General features: G+C 55.2%; 16 protein-coding genes. 3 read left to right on the top strand and 13 right to left on the bottom strand.

All coding sequences use genetic code 11. From position 1 onward, the window contains the following. Nucleotides 1-128 precede the first annotated feature (128 nt). Nucleotides 129-1,826: an aa3-type cytochrome oxidase subunit I gene (ctaD, locus tag CKROP_RS07000; RefSeq protein WP_012732035.1), complete on the bottom strand. Its 1,698-nt coding sequence runs from the start codon at nt 1,824-1,826 to the stop codon at nt 129-131. A gap of 364 nt (nt 1,827-2,190) precedes the next feature. Then, on the bottom strand, nt 2,191-3,201 hold the full coding sequence (nrdF, locus tag CKROP_RS07005) for a class 1b ribonucleoside-diphosphate reductase subunit beta (protein ID WP_012732036.1): 1,011 nt from the start codon (nt 3,199-3,201) through the stop codon (nt 2,191-2,193). 407 nt (nt 3,202-3,608) lie between these two features. On the opposite strand from nrdF, the gene CKROP_RS07010 reads away from it, so the two are divergent. Continuing rightward, complete coding sequence (locus CKROP_RS07010) at nt 3,609-4,097, top strand: ferritin (protein WP_041628867.1); 489 nt, start codon at nt 3,609-3,611, stop codon at nt 4,095-4,097. A gap of 173 nt (nt 4,098-4,270) precedes the next feature. Here CKROP_RS07010 and nrdE read toward each other — a convergent pair whose 3' ends face one another. The 4 genes from nrdE to ykgO all read right to left on the bottom strand — a co-directional run bounded on the left by nrdE (nt 4,271) and on the right by ykgO (nt 7,993). Beyond that, complete coding sequence (nrdE, locus tag CKROP_RS07015; protein ID WP_012732038.1) at nt 4,271-6,427, bottom strand: class 1b ribonucleoside-diphosphate reductase subunit alpha; 2,157 nt, start codon at nt 6,425-6,427, stop codon at nt 4,271-4,273. 97 nt (nt 6,428-6,524) lie between these two features. Then, nucleotides 6,525-6,956, bottom strand: a complete 432-nt coding sequence (gene nrdI / locus CKROP_RS07020) for a class Ib ribonucleoside-diphosphate reductase assembly flavoprotein NrdI (protein WP_012732039.1) — start codon at nt 6,954-6,956, stop codon at nt 6,525-6,527. A gap of 174 nt (nt 6,957-7,130) precedes the next feature. Next, nucleotides 7,131-7,364 (bottom strand): glutaredoxin-like protein NrdH, encoded by a 234-nt coding sequence (gene nrdH, locus CKROP_RS07025; protein ID WP_012732040.1) that lies wholly within the window; start codon nt 7,362-7,364, stop codon nt 7,131-7,133. A 506-nt stretch (nt 7,365-7,870) separates the two neighbouring features. Continuing rightward, nucleotides 7,871-7,993 (bottom strand): type B 50S ribosomal protein L36, encoded by a 123-nt coding sequence (ykgO, locus tag CKROP_RS07030; RefSeq protein ID WP_012732041.1) that lies wholly within the window; start codon nt 7,991-7,993, stop codon nt 7,871-7,873. Nucleotides 7,994-8,254: 261 nt separating this feature from the next. On the opposite strand from ykgO, the gene nadE reads away from it, so the two are divergent. Continuing rightward, nucleotides 8,255-9,091 carry an NAD(+) synthase gene (gene nadE, locus CKROP_RS07035; protein WP_041628868.1) on the top strand — a complete coding sequence of 279 codons (837 nt, stop codon included), beginning with the start codon at nt 8,255-8,257 and terminating at the stop codon, nt 9,089-9,091. A 6-nt stretch (nt 9,092-9,097) separates the two neighbouring features. On the opposite strand, the gene CKROP_RS07040 is transcribed toward nadE, so the two are convergent. From CKROP_RS07040 to CKROP_RS11580, 4 genes are all read right to left on the bottom strand, one after another. Next, nucleotides 9,098-9,550 (bottom strand): pyridoxamine 5'-phosphate oxidase family protein, encoded by a 453-nt coding sequence (locus tag CKROP_RS07040; RefSeq protein WP_041628869.1) that lies wholly within the window; start codon nt 9,548-9,550, stop codon nt 9,098-9,100. A gap of 104 nt (nt 9,551-9,654) precedes the next feature. Beyond that, nucleotides 9,655-10,506, bottom strand: a complete 852-nt coding sequence (locus tag CKROP_RS07045; RefSeq protein WP_012732044.1) for a hypothetical protein — start codon at nt 10,504-10,506, stop codon at nt 9,655-9,657. Continuing rightward, complete coding sequence (locus tag CKROP_RS07050) at nt 10,490-11,386, bottom strand: ABC transporter ATP-binding protein (protein WP_012732045.1); 897 nt, start codon at nt 11,384-11,386, stop codon at nt 10,490-10,492. The genes CKROP_RS07045 and CKROP_RS07050 overlap by 17 nt, the downstream gene beginning before the upstream one ends. Before the next feature lie 51 nt (nt 11,387-11,437). Beyond that, the gene (locus tag CKROP_RS11580) at nt 11,438-12,454 is read right to left on the bottom strand and encodes an MTB12 C-terminal domain-containing protein (RefSeq protein WP_012732046.1); all 1,017 of its coding nucleotides are present in this window, start codon (nt 12,452-12,454) and stop codon (nt 11,438-11,440) included. 139 nt (nt 12,455-12,593) lie between these two features. Between CKROP_RS11580 and CKROP_RS07060 the strand changes: the two genes are divergently transcribed. Then, nucleotides 12,594-13,757 carry a Gfo/Idh/MocA family protein gene (locus CKROP_RS07060; protein ID WP_012732047.1) on the top strand — a complete coding sequence of 388 codons (1,164 nt, stop codon included), beginning with the start codon at nt 12,594-12,596 and terminating at the stop codon, nt 13,755-13,757. Between the two features lie 75 nt (nt 13,758-13,832). Here CKROP_RS07060 and CKROP_RS07065 read toward each other — a convergent pair whose 3' ends face one another. From CKROP_RS07065 to CKROP_RS07075, 3 genes are all read right to left on the bottom strand, one after another. Further along, nucleotides 13,833-14,483 carry a CE1759 family FMN reductase gene (locus tag CKROP_RS07065; RefSeq protein ID WP_012732048.1) on the bottom strand — a complete coding sequence of 217 codons (651 nt, stop codon included), beginning with the start codon at nt 14,481-14,483 and terminating at the stop codon, nt 13,833-13,835. A gap of 61 nt (nt 14,484-14,544) precedes the next feature. Continuing rightward, complete coding sequence (locus tag CKROP_RS07070) at nt 14,545-15,672, bottom strand: LLM class flavin-dependent oxidoreductase (protein ID WP_012732049.1); 1,128 nt, start codon at nt 15,670-15,672, stop codon at nt 14,545-14,547. A gap of 111 nt (nt 15,673-15,783) precedes the next feature. After that, entirely contained in the window at nt 15,784-16,551 is a 768-nt protein-coding gene (locus tag CKROP_RS07075; protein WP_012732050.1) for a (S)-acetoin forming diacetyl reductase, read from the bottom strand. Nucleotides 16,552-16,576: the final 25 nt, after the last annotated feature.

Raw genomic sequence — 16,576 nt, forward strand, 5'->3', positions numbered from 1 at the left:
GGCGCTCGGATTCTAGTGGTGATAGCAGAAACGGCCCTCACCCATGTGGATGGGGGCCGTCTCATTTATTCAGGAGGTCTGAATACTATGTTTCTCACATTCAGTGAGCAAACACACAACCACTCTCATTAAATCTGCCGACCGATGTGAGCTTCAGCTCGCATCTTTTCAACCATCTGAGGATGGTGAAGCTCGAAGGCTGGACGCTCGGAACGGATACGGGGCAGCGAAGTGAAGTTGTGGGTCGGGGGCGGGCAGGACGTTGCCCACTCGAGGGAGTTTCCGTAACCCCACGGATCGTCAACGGTCACGATCTCTCCGTAGCGGAACGACTTGAACACGTTCCAGATGAACGGCAGGAATCCGATACCAAGGATGAAGGAGAAGATCGTGGAGAACTGGTTCAAACCGGTGAATCCGTCGGTCGGGAGGTAGTCAGCGTAACGACGTGGCATACCTTCGTCACCGAGCCAGTGCTGAACCAAGAACGTTCCGTTGAATCCGATGACTGTCATCCAGAAGTGGATCTTGCCCAGCCGCTCGTCCAACATACGTCCCGTCATCTTCGGGAACCAGTAGTAGACGCCTGCACAGGAGGCGAACACGATGGTACCGAACAGGGTGTAGTGGAAGTGAGCAACCACGAAGTAGGTATCCGACACATGGAAATCCAACGGCGGTGAAGCCAGCATAATACCGGTCAGACCACCGAAGAGGAATGTCACCAGGAAGCCCATGGTCCAGAGCATCGGGGTCTCAAAGGTGATGTGACCGCGCCACATCGTTCCCACCCAGTTGAAGAACTTCACACCGGTTGGCACCGAGATCAGGTACGTCATGAATGAGAAGAACGGGAGCAGGATAGCGCCGGTAACGAACATGTGGTGAGCCCACACAGCAACCGACAGAGCAGCGATCGACAGCGTCGCGAACACCAGCCCGGCGTACCCGAACATCGGTTTGCGGGAGAAGACCGGAATAATCTCAGACACGATACCGAAGAACGGTAGGGCCAAGACGTACACCTCAGGGTGACCGAAGAACCAGAACAGGTGCTGCCACAAGATTGCGCCACCATTAGCGGGGTCATAAATGTGGCCACCGAGTTTGCGGTCGTACAGCACACCGAGGGCAGCTGCGGTCAGCATCGGGAAGATCAGCAGAACGATGATCGAGGTAACCAGGATGTTCCAGGTGAAGATCGGCAGGCGGAACATTGTCATGCCCGGGGCACGGAGGCACACGATCGTCGTAATCATGTTGATAGCCGACGCGATGGTTCCTACACCACCAGCACCAACGCCGACGATCCACATGTCAGAACCGATACCCGGCGAGTGAAGAGCGTCGGACAGCGGCGAGTAAATGGTCCAGCCGAAGTCAGCGGCTCCACCAGGGGTAAAGAAGCCCGACAGCATCAGAATGCCGCCACCGAGTGTGAGCCAGAAGCCCAGTGCATTCAACCGAGGGAACGCCACATCGGGTGCGCCGATTTGCAACGGCATGATGTAGTTTGCGAAGCCCCACACCACAGGCGTGCCGTATAGCAGCAGCATGATGGTGCCGTGCATGGTGAACAGCTGGTTGAACTGTTCATTGGACAAGAACTGAAGACCCGGGCTGAAGAGCTCAGCACGAATCAATAGGGCCATGAGACCACCGAGGAAGAAGAAACAGAACGACGTGATGATGTACATCATCCCGAGCTGCTTATGGTCCGTCGTGGTCAGCATGCGCCAGGCAAATCCCCCCTTCGGGGTGGTTCCTGACGGCTTTGGCCTAGCAGGGGCGACCGGTTGGTCAACCTTAGGCGCTACAGCAGTCATACTTTCCTCCTGAATTCGGAAGCTGCTCCTTGCCTTCACGTGAAGCAGATTCCTCGTCATTGTCATTGCCGGCGTGCGTCGACCACGCCCCGCCCTAACCACTCAGAACGCTGTCACCAGCGCAAACAACGTCGAAAAGGTTGTTGCGATGTCCAACAACTCAACGAGGGCGCCTTAGAGTTTTCTGAAGATCGGCGGACAATAGCCTGAAGTACACCAACGATGTTCAATATAGTAACGCTGTGTACCACATAAAGGCCAGCCCTTTCGGCCATCTTCCACACAGTAGGGGGAAGAGACGTGTCGGCCTCGGGAAGTAAAAACCGGTTGTGGGCGTTATCTCCGACGCTGGCTTCGAGCCGCCTTAGAAATCCCAGTCTTCGTCGGTCGTGGATTCCGCCTTACCTATTACATAGGAGGATCCCGATCCCGAGAAGAAGTCGTGGTTTTCATCGGCTCCGGGGTTCAGGGACGAGATGATCGCCGGGCTCACGCGGGTTTCGTCGGCGGGGAACAACGCTTCGTATCCCAGATTGTTTAGGGCCTTATTAGCGTTGTAGCGCAAGAAACGCTTGACGTCCTCAGTCCACCCCAGCTCGTCGTAGAGGTCTTCGGTGTACTGCGTTTCGTTGTCATACAGCTCGTAGAGAAGGTCGAAGGTGTACTCCTTCAGACCATCGCGCTCGGACTGCGTCAGAGCCTCCTGGCCGCGCTGGTACTTATAACCGATGTAGTAGCCGTGGACTGCTTCGTCGCGAATAATCAAGCGAATGACGTCGGCAGTGTTGGTGAGCTTGCCGTGGCTGGACCAGTACATCGGCAAGTAGAAGCCCGAGTAGAAGAGGAAGGACTCAAGTAGTGTCGACGCCACCTTCCGCTTGAACGGATTGTCACCCTCGTAATAGTCGAGAACGATCCGAGCTTTGTCTTGAAGGTTCTCATTCTCCTCGGACCACCGGAAGGCGTCGTTAATTTCCGGTGTCGACGATAACGTCATGAAGATCGACGAGTAGGAGCGGGCGTGGACCGACTCCATGAACGCAATATTGGTGTAAACAGCTTCCTCGTGGGGGGTGAGCGCGTCGGGAATGAGAGAAACTGCGCCGACGGTGCCCTGGATGGTGTCCAGCATGGTGAGGCCGGTGAATACGCGCATCGTGGTGCGCTGTTCGAGTTCGTTGAGGGTGCCCCAGCTCTTGATGTCGTTAGAGAGCGGAACTTTCTCTGGTAGCCAGAAGTTCCCTGTGAGCCTATCCCACACCTCTTGGTCTTTGTCATCGGGAATGGTGTTCCAGTCGATGGCGGCGATGGGGCGATCGTGGTTGTTCCCGTTTGTCCCCCATCGGACCGGTGTAATTGCGTTGGTCTTCTTCATAAAAGTGCCCCTTTCAACACTGTAAATATCAACTGCCAGTATCCGTCAGTCCCGTACCGGCCAAGTCTAGCCCTTACCCGACGACATAGGCTCCCCTCTCATTACTCGAATCAAATCTTTAGCGTCGGTGGCAGTTTTGCGCGGGAAAACTGTTCGACTTTCTTTGGTCAAAGCCGCGAATTTTAGACTCATAGGACAACGCCCACTTCCTTAAAAACTAGACGTAGGTTTAATTCTAAAATTGTAAATCTTGAGAGAGGGTAGTGAAATATCGTGGAGAATAAACCAGACGGTAGCGAACCCTAAAACTCACATTCGGGTTATTTTTTGCTTAAACTAAAAAATTCAGTCCTGAAAATGTTTCAAAAATAATTGGCCAAAACAAAAAAGTTTTATATAATCGGGGCATGGCTATCAGTGACACAATGCAGAAAGCATTCAATGACCAATTCAACGCCGAACTCCAGGCGGCGCTCGTTTACAAGCAACTAGGGCTGGAGCTTGATCGCCTTAGCTTGGTAGGCATGCGGGACTGGATGCGTGAACAAGTCGATGAGGAATTCGGACACGCTCACGCTTTCAGCGACCACATCTTGGCTCGCGGTGGTCAGGTGACCATCTCGACCCTTTCCGTTCCTGAGCTCAACATTCAGTCAGCAAAGGACGCATTCCAAGCTGCCCTCGAGCACGAGAAGAAGGTATCGGGCCTGATTCGCGATCTTGCTAAGACTGCGGATGCTGAAGGCGACCTCGATTCCCGCCAGTTAATCGACCGCTTCTTGACCGAACAGATCGAAGAAGAAGACACAGTTAACGAGATTCTCGATCGCCTTGAGCTTGTTGGCGACGACGGTGCGGGCATTCTCCGCCTCGATGCCGAGCTTGGTCAGCGCTAAAACTAAGTCGGAAAAACTAGTTGGCATGTGCCGGCTAGTTAGGTAACCAACGGCCTCATATCATCGCGATATGGGGCCGATTTTTATGCCTGTTTCGGCCTTACTTGTTGCGGCACGGCTGTAACGGCGGGCGCGTAGCACGCTGTCACTGGCCAACCATTACAGCCCAACCGTTACAGCATGCAGGAGACGCAACCTTCGACCTCTGTACCTTCCAAGGCCGCCTGCCGCAGACGAATGTAATACAAGGTCTTAATCCCGTTCTTCCACGCGTAAATCTGTGCGCGGTTAATATCGCGCGTCGTTGCGGTGTCTTTAAAGAACAAGGTAAGCGACAGCCCTTGGTCTACGTATTTCGTTGCTACCGCATACGTATCGATAACCTTTTCATATCCTATTTCATAAGCATCTTTGAAATAGTCAAGGTTGTCATTGTTCATATGCGGGGCGGGATAGTAAACGCGCCCAATCTTGCCCTCTTTACGGATTTCAATTCTCGACGCGATCGGGTGGATCGACGATGTCGAGTTGTTGATATACGAAATAGAACCCGTCGGAGGAATAGCCTGAAGGTTTCGGTTGTAGAGGCCGTACTGCTGGATATCCTCCCGTAACTGGGCCCACTCCTCAGGCGTCGTTACCGAAATCGACGATTCCTCAAAGATGCGCTTGACCTTCTCTGTTTTCGGTGCGAAGTCCTTCGGATCATACCGATCAAAGAAAGCACCCGACGCGTAATCGGAGTCCTCGAAGCCGGTGAACGTCACGCCCCGTTCCTTGGCGAGGCGATTGGATGCCTTGAGGCAGGCCACCATGACGGCGGCGAAATAGGCGTTGGTGAAATCGAGCGCTTCTTCGCTGCCATAGTAGATGTGCTCGCGACCCAGGTAGCCGTGCAGGTTCATCTGGCCCAAGCCGATCGCGTGGGAATGTTCATTGCCCTGCCGGACGGATGGCACTGAATCGATGGACGTTTGATCTGAGACCGCGGTCAACCCACGGATAGCGGTATCAATAGTTCCGTCGAAGTCATCACTATCCATGACCATCGCAATGTTCAGCGAACCGAGGTTGCACGAGATATCGTCGCCAATATGTTGATACGTCAGGTCCGCGTTAAATTCCGACGGGCTATTGACCTGAAGGATCTCTGAGCAGAGGTTAGACATATTAATGCGCCCAGCGATGGGATTCGCGCGATTAACTGTATCCTCAAACATAATGTACGGATACCCGGACTCGAATTGAATCTCGGCCAGAGTCTGGAAGAACTGCCGCGCATTAATTTTCGATTTCTTAATGCGAGGATCTTCCACCATCTCGTCGTAATGCTCAGAGATGCCGATGTCTGAGAATGGCTTCCCGTAGACTCGTTCAACGTCATACGGCGAGAACAAGTACATATCATCATTACGCTTGGCCAATTCAAACGTAATATCGGGGATAACTACACCCAGTGACAACGTTTTAATACGGATCTTTTCGTCCGCATTTTCACGCTTGGTGTCCAAAAAGCGCAAAATATCCGGATGGTGTGCGTGTAAGTAAACTGCCCCAGCTCCCTGACGCGCACCCAACTGGTTGGCGTAAGAGAAGGAATCTTCCAGGAGCTTCATTACTGGAATGACGCCGGACGATTGGTTCTCGATCTTCTTGATCGGGGCGCCCTGTTCACGCAGGTTAGACAGCAGGAGCGCTACTCCCCCGCCACGCTTAGATAGCTGCAAAGCAGAGTTGATAGAGCGACCAATCGACTCCATATTGTCTTCAATGCGGAGAAGGAAGCATGAAACTGGTTCACCACGCTGAGCTTTGCCGATGTTGAGGAACGTCGGGGTTGCCGGCTGAAAACGGCCCTGAATAATTTCATCGACGAGACGACGTGCTAGAGAAATGTCACCATCGGCAAGCCCCAAGGCAACCATGCATACTCGGTCCTCATAGCGCTCTAAGTAACGGTTCCCGTCAAAAGTACGCAACGTGTATGAAGTGTAATACTTGTATGCGCCTAGGAACGTCTTGAAGCGAAACTTATAGCTATAGGCTTGCTTGAACAGATCTTTGATGTCGGAAAATTCATATTTCTCGACAACGTCACCGTTGTAGTAGTTGTTCTTGATCAAGTAATCAAATTTTTCTTCCAAATCATGGAAAAACACCGTGTTCTGATTAACGTGCTGAAGGAAAAATTGATTAGCCGCTTCGCGGTCTTTGTCGAACTGAATCTTGCCATTCTCATCATAGAGGTTAAGCATGGCATTGAGAGCATGGAAATCTAACTGCTCTGTAGACCGAACAGGTTCTGCTACTGTTTTGCCGAGATCTGACACCTAGAATCTCCTAATTGTTGAGGGGGAACTTCTGTACTGACGTTTCGTGATTGATGTTCGGTCTGTGATGAGAGTTCATACAGGCGGTTCGCATTACTTATGCTGCGTGCCGCCTCATCCCATTGGCCTCAAACGCGGTGAGGCCCTGTTTCACGATGGCCACGTCCTCCTGGGTTCCCATCAATTCGAACCGATAAAGATAAGGAACATGACACTTTTCTGCGATAATATCGCCCGCGACGCCATAATCTGGACCAAAATTGGTGTTACCCGATGCGATAACACCCCGAATCAAGCTGCGGTTTTGCTCGTTGTTCAGGAAATGAATCACCTGGGTTGGCACAGGCCTCGTTTCCTGCCGGCTTATCGACGCCCCACCACCATATGTTGGGCATATCAGCACATACGGCTCGTCGACGATCAGGTCAGGTTCGGTACGTCGAAGCGGTATCCGGTCTGCACGCATACCCAACTTATCGACGAACCGCTGCGTGTTATTCGTCGCCGAAGAGAAATAGACGAGGTACATGATTATTTTTCATCTTTTCTGGTGACTGAAACTGTTAAAATGGAAAGAAAAATGAAAATAAGGCGGGGCCACGCATTGCAGGGAACCGCCTATTAACTCTGCAGAACAACCAAAAGATAAGATTTCGCGCCACGCAAGTCCTCGTCGAACGGCGACGACGTGTGCAGCGGCGCTCTATGCAGCGGAGGTAACCAGGCTCTTAATACGATCCGGGCGGAACCCCGACCAGTGCTCATCCTGAGCGACAACGACAGGGGCCTGCAAGTAGCCCAGAGCCATCACGTAGTCGCGAGCGTCGCTGTCCATGGTGATATCGACAGTTTCGTAGTCGACGCCTGCACGATCGAGAGCCTTCTTTGTAGCAGTGCACTGAACACAGGCGGGCTTGGTATAGACGGTGACGGCCATAGAAAATTCTCCCTCTGTTGATGCACTACTTTTGCTGCGGCAATTGTTTATCGACGGGCACTTTTACCGCGAGAACGAGGTGATTATCCTGCGGATCCTCACCCTTTGTTCGGCCCGTGCAACGGGAATTAACTCTATCCCACCGACGACAAAAACACAATAGATAGAATTTAAATCGGCGCACCACCACTATATGTAGTAATTACAAAGACGAAATTCCAAGGTCGTCACTATTACGAATCACTACATGTATGCCGCACCGACTTAAGCATCAGTTTTGCTACATAGATGTTCATTATCGACGGAGTGCACAACGTCATCCGTGAAGCACGATGCCTCCCCCAGGAAGCAGAGCGCTTCCGGACCACCCTGCCAGCGAAACGCAAAAACCGGCAACCTTCCTAACGGAAAGCTGCCGGTTCGGCGCTTCTTCAGCGCTCAGCTCAATGTCGACCGTCGCTTTCTATACAGCTTTTGCTGCCTGCTGGCGACGGCTACTGAGTCAATTAACCCTGGCGGGCCTTGAAACGAGGATCCTTCTTGTTGATCACAAAAACTTTGCCGTGACGGCGCACAACCTGAGCGCCCGGCTTGTTCTTCAGCGACCGAAGGGACTTACGGACCTTCATCGGGCGCTCCTTTCTTCGTCGGCTGGGCTAGTAAAAGCCAACCACCTGTGGTGATCGGCCACTACACAACACAGTCTGGTGTGGATAATTCCTGCGAAATCATCGCAGTTCACCCACATGACTATGACACGAACCGCTATGGTACCGCGACCAGGCCGAAATCCAAAACTTTATGCCCAATTCCTCACCTACCCCACACCGGTGTACGTCAATTACCGACACCGGTGTACATCAGCTGCCCAACCGTTTTACCATGGGGGAATGACAAGCGATCTTCGCGACGACATACGACGCTCCCTCGGCGTCCAGTCCCCCATTGATCCACAGGAAGAAATCGGACGACGAGTTTCATTCCTGGCTGAGTACCTTATCTCCACGGAGGCTAGGGGCTTTATCCTGGGCATTTCGGGAGGCCAGGATTCGACGCTAGCCGGCCGCCTGGCCCAGCTCGCCGTCGAGCGTGTCCGCGAGCAAGAAGGAACCAAGGTACGCTTCCACGCGGTACGGCTCCCCTACGGAGAGCAGGCAGATGAGGACGACGCCCAGCGCGCTCTGAACTTCATCGAGCCCGATCGGACCGTCGCCATCAATATCAAAGATGCTACCCAAGCGTTAACAAAGACGGTATCGGCGTCGCTAGGAATTCACTGTCTTACCGATTTCAACCGGGGAAATGTCAAAGCGCGCATCCGCATGGTCGCCCAATATGCGGCGGCCGGGCAGCTTGGCCTCCTCGTCGTCGGCACTGGCCATGCCGCAGAAGCCGTGACCGGTTTTTACACCAAGTACGGTGATGGCGGCGCGGATATTCTCCCGCTCTCAGGCCTGACAAAACGGCAGGGTGCAGCGCTACTTCAGGAACTCGGCGCGCCCCCCAGCACGTGGAGCAAGGTTCCCACAGCGGACCTGGAAGACAACCGCCCCGCGCTGCCCGATGAAGACGCACTCGGCGTGACCTACTCACAGATCGACGATTACCTCGAAGGCGTCGACGGGCTGCCGCAGGAAGCCATCGACCGCATCGAGCATCTCTACACGGTGAGCCGCCATAAGCGCAGCATGCCGGTGGCCCCTACCGACACATGGTGGAAGCAATAATCTGTGCTAGTACTTCGTGCTCATGTACCGGTCAGGTTCGTCGCCGAGTTTGAAGTGACGGCCTGACACGGAGTCTGGGACGACCCGCACATAGTTGTATTTCAACGTGGGAAGCCACGGTTTGAGCTCAAGTTTGTCTGCTTCGTTGATCTCTGCCGTGCTGGTCAAACGATGTGCGCGACCGCGAATGACGACCGATGTGGCATCGGACTCGTCGAAAGAGTCAACCTCGAAAAGAACCTTATCGTTGACGGTCAGCGAGACCAGCTTTGACCCCTCTGACGTGCGGAAAAGGACGGACTTTGGACGCTCGCCGTCGCCGGGATCAACAACATAATTGACCGGGTAAATGTCAATGTCCTCACCGGACCTGACAACCAGGCGCCCTAGCTTTACAGAAGAGAGAAAGTCGAAGACTTCCTCGTCGGACAGTTCAGTGATGATGTTCTCGTCGCTCATGTGTCTATTCTGCTCTAAAAACACGTTCGTCACAGCGAAATCCCCCTTTCGGGTGCCGTCCCGACACGAGGAACGCCCTAGTCATGGTGTACGTTACGCGTCGGTTAGCGGGGTCGACGGGACCGTCTAACCGCTGAGCAGATACCCAAAAGCATAATCACTGCAGCCCACCCCATGACGTAGAGCAACGAGCCGTTACTGCTCCACGGTGGCTCGAGAGCTATCTCTTGGCCTGTGCCATAAATTCCGTTCAGAAACGGCATCCACCCCACAAGTTCACCCCCGTGAGGGACGAACACGACAGCGTTCTCGATCAAGAGCGACCACACCGTGATAACGGTAATCGCGGCCGCCGGGACCGCAACGAGCGCACCGATTCCCACACCAATCCCACACGCTGCGACCGCATAGAGCGGCGCCGCCCACAAGAACCGCACGCCCTCGACGCTTGAGGCGGACACAGACCCGTACACCTGCGGATATAACGCCGGCAAGGCAACCATCACCATGAGGACGGAGAAAAACGACCCGATGGCCGCAGCAACAGACACGACCAGCCAGCGAGCGATGATCGACGGGACTGGTCGTGGGTGCAGCACGGAGTCCAGCTCGCCAACAGGCCCTCGCATCGAGGAGGCCTGCGCGTAGGTCGCGACGACGGCATACATGGTGATTCCCAAGTAGATCACCCAATAGTTCGCGTTCGTCGTCGATACTTCGCGAACCTGAATCAAGCCACCGTTACCGTGCAGCGATTCCGCGACACCGCCGATAACCAGCGTCACCACCAAGGGCAGAACGATGCCCAATGGCACGAGGACACGTATGAAAGGTCCTCGCCAGCCGCTTAGCCGCACCCACTCTGAAGCCCATGCGGAATAGAACGCGCGCCAGGGGAACAGCCCCGACTTTCGCGCGGCACTGTTGATCTGAGCGCTATCAGATCTGCCGGGCATGACCACTCCCCCTACCAGCATTATTGCGGCCGACGGGCTCCGCGCCGTTGTGGCCAACAGCGACCGCGTGATTGAGCGCGCGGGGAATCGCGTCGATAAAAGCTTCTTCCAACGACGCATGAGTCCCGACAACATCGCGAACCGAACCTTGCGACACAATCGTCCCGCCTTCAAGCAGAACCACCCTGTCCGCAGTCCGCTCCACATCCGCGAAATGATGCGACGCCACCACAACGCAGTGACCGCGCTCGGCCAGATCCCGCATCAAGGACCGCAACCACAACATGCCCGCGAGATCCAAGCCATTCATCGGCTCATCCATAATGATGTTCCGCGGCCACCCGAGCAGCGCAGTCGCAACGCCCAACCGCTGACGCATCCCGAGCGAATAACTACGCACTGGCCTATCCGCCACGGCCCCAAGCCCGACCCGCATAATCATGTCGTCGGCTTCATCCCAGGACAGTCTTTTTGCCGACGCTACCCAATGCAAATGATGACGCCCCGACTGCTTCATTTCGCTCGCCGTTGTATCCAGGAACACCCCCAATGAGCGGCCGGGCCCGTCCCATTTCCGCGGATCGACGCCATCCACGCTGACCGTTCCCGACGCGACAGGCACAATTCCGGCCATGATCTTTAACAGCGTCGATTTGCCCACACCATTAAGGCCAACGAGATACGTGATCGTGGAATTATCAAAACGCAGTGACACATCGGACAACGCGAAGTCGAGCCACCTGCCCCGTGTGGCTACGCTCCGGCCCTGAGCCGATCCGCGATGTGCGCCTGATCCGCGGCGTTTACTACTCGCCGTTCTGGACAAGAACCGACGGCTACCTGAGCCGACTTCATAACGAATGTTATCCAGCAGAATCACGACGCTGACCTTTTCTGAACACTCATGACGCCGATAACCTCAGCGTTTTCCCTAAGCGTTGCAATAAATCGGGAGACCAACGGTTTTCACACCTTGACACATTGATGAACTAGCCAACCGCCAATTTCCATCCTTGTAAACAAAGTTGATAGGCATTGAAATGTCGGGAATTCCCGCAGAGAAAGAGTGAAGCTGAACAGTAATGGTGTCGCCGTTTCGCTCCATGGGCCCCGTCAGCCGGCTACCACCGCGTGGCGCGCGGAATAGACCGATCCTCGAGACAGTCTTTGGAACGACCACGGCATCGGGTGCCTCAATATTCGCTTTCTTGGCTTCGTCCGAGGCATCGGTAGCAGTCAGGAAGTAAACAATCCCATTGAGTTCGTCGAGCGAAGGATTGGGGTCCGTCACCGTGTAGTTAGCCGGCAGTGGTGACGAGGGCGTCCACCTGCGGTTTCCGGAATCCGAGTCCGATACGCCGCTATCGTCGGAGTCGTCATCCCCGGCATTGGACTCATCCTGCCCATTCTGAGATGAATCGGAGTCCGAACCATTATCACTGTCATTCGATCCAGACCCCGACCGTGATTCCAAATTCCCGCCCGACGACGACGCTTTCTTCCCCTCAGTGGGAGCGCCCAGGGCACCACCAGTGGATCCCTTGTTATTCCCGTTCTTATCGTGCCCGTTTTTACTGGAGGCATCTTTCGATTTCTTCGCACTTGACGGGACTGGCGACTTCTTGATGACCTTGTGCCCCTGCGCATCGGTGGTCTCTTCCGCGACGTAGGCGGCTGAATCATCGTCTCCGTGGCGGGACAAACCGACAACGCCGATCGCCAGGATGACCGCCGCGACGATAGCCGCAACTCCGCCTGCCATCATGACGGTCGGCCAGTTCACGCGACGGTTCACGCCGCTCTGCTGCGCACTCTCTTCCATGCTGAAGTTTTCCGTCGGATCATTATTGAGCTGGTCGCTGTAACTTGGCTCGCCATCGGAGCCTGGCTGGGATGGATCGAATTCTGACGGGCTGGACTGATCTGGACCCAGGCGATTGGAGGACATGAGGGGCGCCACCTATGTGCAGTTTAACCTTGAACAAAAAGGGAGATGTGTGTAGATTAGCCTAACTTTTTAAATACGCATAATAATTTCTCATTTAATATCTCGACGCGATCGAGGATTCAGACCTACCCTGGCGTCTATGTCGGATAAGACGTTGGAAAACACATCATCAAACAAACCAGGATCACCCGACCACCCCTACTACTTCGCCGTCGTCGGGCTCGGGCAGATCGCGCAACAAGCCTTCCTTCCTGGACTCGCGCAATTACCAGAGGCGCAGCTAGCCGCCGTCGTTACATCGAATCCCGCAAAGGCCGAGCGTTATGACGTCCCTGGCTATTCCTATGACCGATACCAGGACCTCCTCAACTCCGGCGATATCGACGCTGTCTACGTTGCGACGCCGGTTGATCGCCATCGCGAATTCACAATTCCCGCACTTCACGCGGGCATTCCCGTGTTGTGTGAAAAGCCAATGGCTCCGTCGGTCGAGGATTGTCAGGCTATGATCGATGCGGCCAAGGAAACGGGCACGACGCTCATGCTTGCCTATCGGATGCATACCGACCCGTTCATGATTGACCTGGTCGAGCTCGTCCGCTCTGGCAAACTCGGCGATGCGCGTTACTTCACGTCGCAGTTCGGCCACACGATTAACCCGGAGAATCACCGAGCCAACCACGGATTCTGGGGTGGCCCGGTCCCCGATCTCGGGGTCTATGCGCTCAATATGGTTCGCAATCTGTATGAAGAAGAACCGACGACCGTCTACGCAATCGGCGGCCACCACGAGGGCACCGGCCTGGACACCACCCCCACGGTCAGCGTTTCCCTTGGATTCGACAGCGGACGAACCGCCCAATTCACGGCGAGCTACTCGACATCCTCAGCCGAGGGCTTCACGCTGGCAGCCTCCAAGGGGACGGTGGTGTCCCCGTCGTCGTACATGTGGGGTGAAGGCTCTGACCTTCACGCGACTGTGTCGATTGCCGACGAAGAAGGCAGCGGTACCGACACCACCGAGGAATGGCACTACGACGCTAAGGATCAATTCGCTGGTGAGACGCGGTATTTCCTGACGTGCGTCAGCGAGAATAAGCAGCCTGAGCCCGACGGCGAGGAGGGTCTGCTCGATATCCGCGTCTGTGAAGCAGTGAAGGAATCGCTGGAAACCGGGCGTCCGGTCTCGCTGGAGCCTCGAACGCGGGAACGCCGAATTAGCGCTGATGAAGCACAAGAAATCCCCGCCCCGTCAAAGCCGGGCGAGGATGACATTGCTGTGAAAGCGACTGAGGAACTCTAGCTCGCCGGGGTCTACCTCACCGGGGCCAGTTCAAACTCACCGGGGATTTATTCTCGCGGCGCCCCTCACCGGCGGTTACCCCTCGTGACCGCGTAAGAGATCCTCAAAATCGCGGGAGTGGTAAACGTTGACGCCGTCCTTGCGCTCGGGGGCCGACTCCGTCAGGTCAGGGCCAAATCCTTCCACGGCTCCCGTCGTCGCCAAGAGATAACCAGCAAGCTCAGACGCTGCGCGATTGGCCCGGCGCGTGAGGTCAGTCTCTTGGCCGAAATCCTCGGTAGCTGCGAAGACACCCGTGGGCATGACGGTGGCGCGCAAGTATGTAAACAGCGGGCGCATCGCGTAGTCGAGCATAAGCGCATGCCGAGGAGTACCCGCTGTCGCCGCGATCAGCACCGGCATGCCGTTGAGAGCATTGGTATCCAGGGAATCCATGAACATCTTGAATAACCCGGTGTAGCTCGAGGTAAAGACCGGAGAGGCCGCGATGACACCGTCGGCAGCGGAGAGCGTTTTCTTCGCTTGTGTGAGTTTCTCACCGGCCATACCGGTCGTCATCACTGTGGCTAGTTCGTTAGCAAGGGGCCGCAGGTTAATGATCTCAATCTCGACCGCATCGCCACGCTTGGACACCTGAGACTCTAATGCGCCAGTAATGGAATCAATGAGCATCTTGGTGTTCGAGGGCGTTCCCACCCCTGCGTTAATAACCGCGACTTTCTTCATTATCCGTTACGCCTTTCTGGTTCGCCGATGTATTAATAGCTAGCTAAGAATGCACGGTAGCTTAACTATTTTCTTCACGTGCCTTAACCGGCTGAACTAGATGGAACGGGGAATCCGGGCCTTCAGCAACCAGCGATGCGTGCGTCGGCGGATCTGACGGGACGTGCGCCGGACGTCGTGCCTCAAACTCGCGACGCAACACCGGAACAACTTCCTTACCCAGGATTTCGATCTGCTCCAGCACGTTCTCCAGCGGAACACCAGCGTGGTCCACCAGGAATAGCTGACGCTGATAGTCCCCGACCGCATCGGCGTACCCGAGGTATTTCTCGATCACCTGCTCCGGTGTGCCCACCATCAACGGTGTCATGGCTTCGAACTCTTCGAGCGACGGACCATGTCCGTAGACCGGGGCGTTATCAAAGTAGGGGCGGAAGAACTTCTTTGCTTCTGCTTCGGTATCCGCCATAAAGACGTGACCACCAAGGCCGACGATTGCCTGGTCTGCAGATCCGTGCCCGTAGTGCTCATAGCGCTCGCGGTAGAGCTTCACCATCTGCTGGGTGTGCTCGATATTCCAGAAAATGTTGTTGTGGAAGAAACCATCGCCATAATACGCAGCCTGCTCGGCGATTTCCGGCGACCGGATGGAACCGTGCCACACAAATGGTGGCGTATCGTCCAACGGCCGCGGGGTGCTCGTGAAGCTTTGGAGCGAGGTGCGGAACTCGCCCTTCCAGTTCACCACCTCTTCACGCCATAGCCGACGCAGCAGGTGATAGTTTTCGATGGCCAGCGGAATACCCTTGCGGATATCTTTTCCGAACCACGGGTACACCGCACCGGTGTTACCACGACCCATCATGAGATCGATGTTGCCGTCAGTGAGGTGCTGCAGCATGGCGTAGTCTTCAGCGATCTTCACCGGATCATTTGTGGTGATCAGCGTCGTCGACGTTGAATACAGGAGTTTCGGATACTTGGCCGCGAGGTGCGCCAGTGCCGTCGTAGGGCTCGAGGAGAAGAACGGAGGATTGTGATGCTCGCCGATAGCGAAAACATCTAAGCCAACTTCTTCCGCTTTCTTGGCCATCGCGTCCCACGCCAGGATGCGCTCATGCTCGGTGGGCGCCTTTCCGGTGGTGGGATCCGTAGTGATGTCGCTAACAGTGAATAGTCCGAACTGCATCGTTCAATCCTTCCCTCGATAATGGGTAAAACCGTTTACATGACATATCAACAAAACATCATGAAAAGTATTCCCACACCCCACTGACTGGTAAAACTGCAGCTAGCAAGCCTAGTTGAAGACCATGCCACCATCAATCAGGAGCGCTTGCCCGGTCATGTAATCCGAATCCGGGCCGGCAAGATAGGACACACACGCGGCCACATCCTCAGGCTTCGACAAACGACCCAGGGTGATGTTCTGCGCGAACTGTTCCATGCCCCATTCGAATGGCTTGGCCGCATTATCAGCAACTTCCTGAGCAATGCCACGCATCATCGGCGTATCCACAATGCCCGGGCAGTACGCGTTCACCGTGATCCCATACTTCGCGAGATCACGAGCAGCGGTCTGCGTAATACCCCGAATAGCGAACTTCGTCGCACCATAAACAGCCAATTCCGGGTTGCCCACCTGGCCTGCCTGCGACGACGCGTTGATGATCTTCCCGCCGGTCTCTTTCATGTACTTCATCGCGGCCTGGATTCCCCACAGGGTTCCGCCGACGTTGACGTCGAAAACCTTGTGGTACAGCTCGGGGGTGATGTCTTCCAGCGGCGTCGTCGGACCAAGACCAGCATTATTAACGACGACGTCCAGACGCCCCAGTTTCTCGACGGTCTCGTCGACAGCGGAAAAGACGGAATCGCGATCCGACGCATCAACGTGCACGGCGACGGCCTTGCCGCCATCCTGCGCCGAAATGTCGTTGGCGACTTTTTCCGCCGTGTCATTGTTAAAGTCCGCGACTGCGGTGGCGAAACCATCGTTGGCCAAGCGCTTTGCGATAGCCTCACCAATGCCCTGACCAGCGCCGGTGATGAATGCGACCTTCTGCATCATGAATCCTTCCGTAACGCTGCTT

The organism is Corynebacterium kroppenstedtii DSM 44385 (assembly GCF_000023145.1).
Classification (GTDB): domain Bacteria; phylum Actinomycetota; class Actinomycetes; order Mycobacteriales; family Mycobacteriaceae; genus Corynebacterium; species Corynebacterium kroppenstedtii.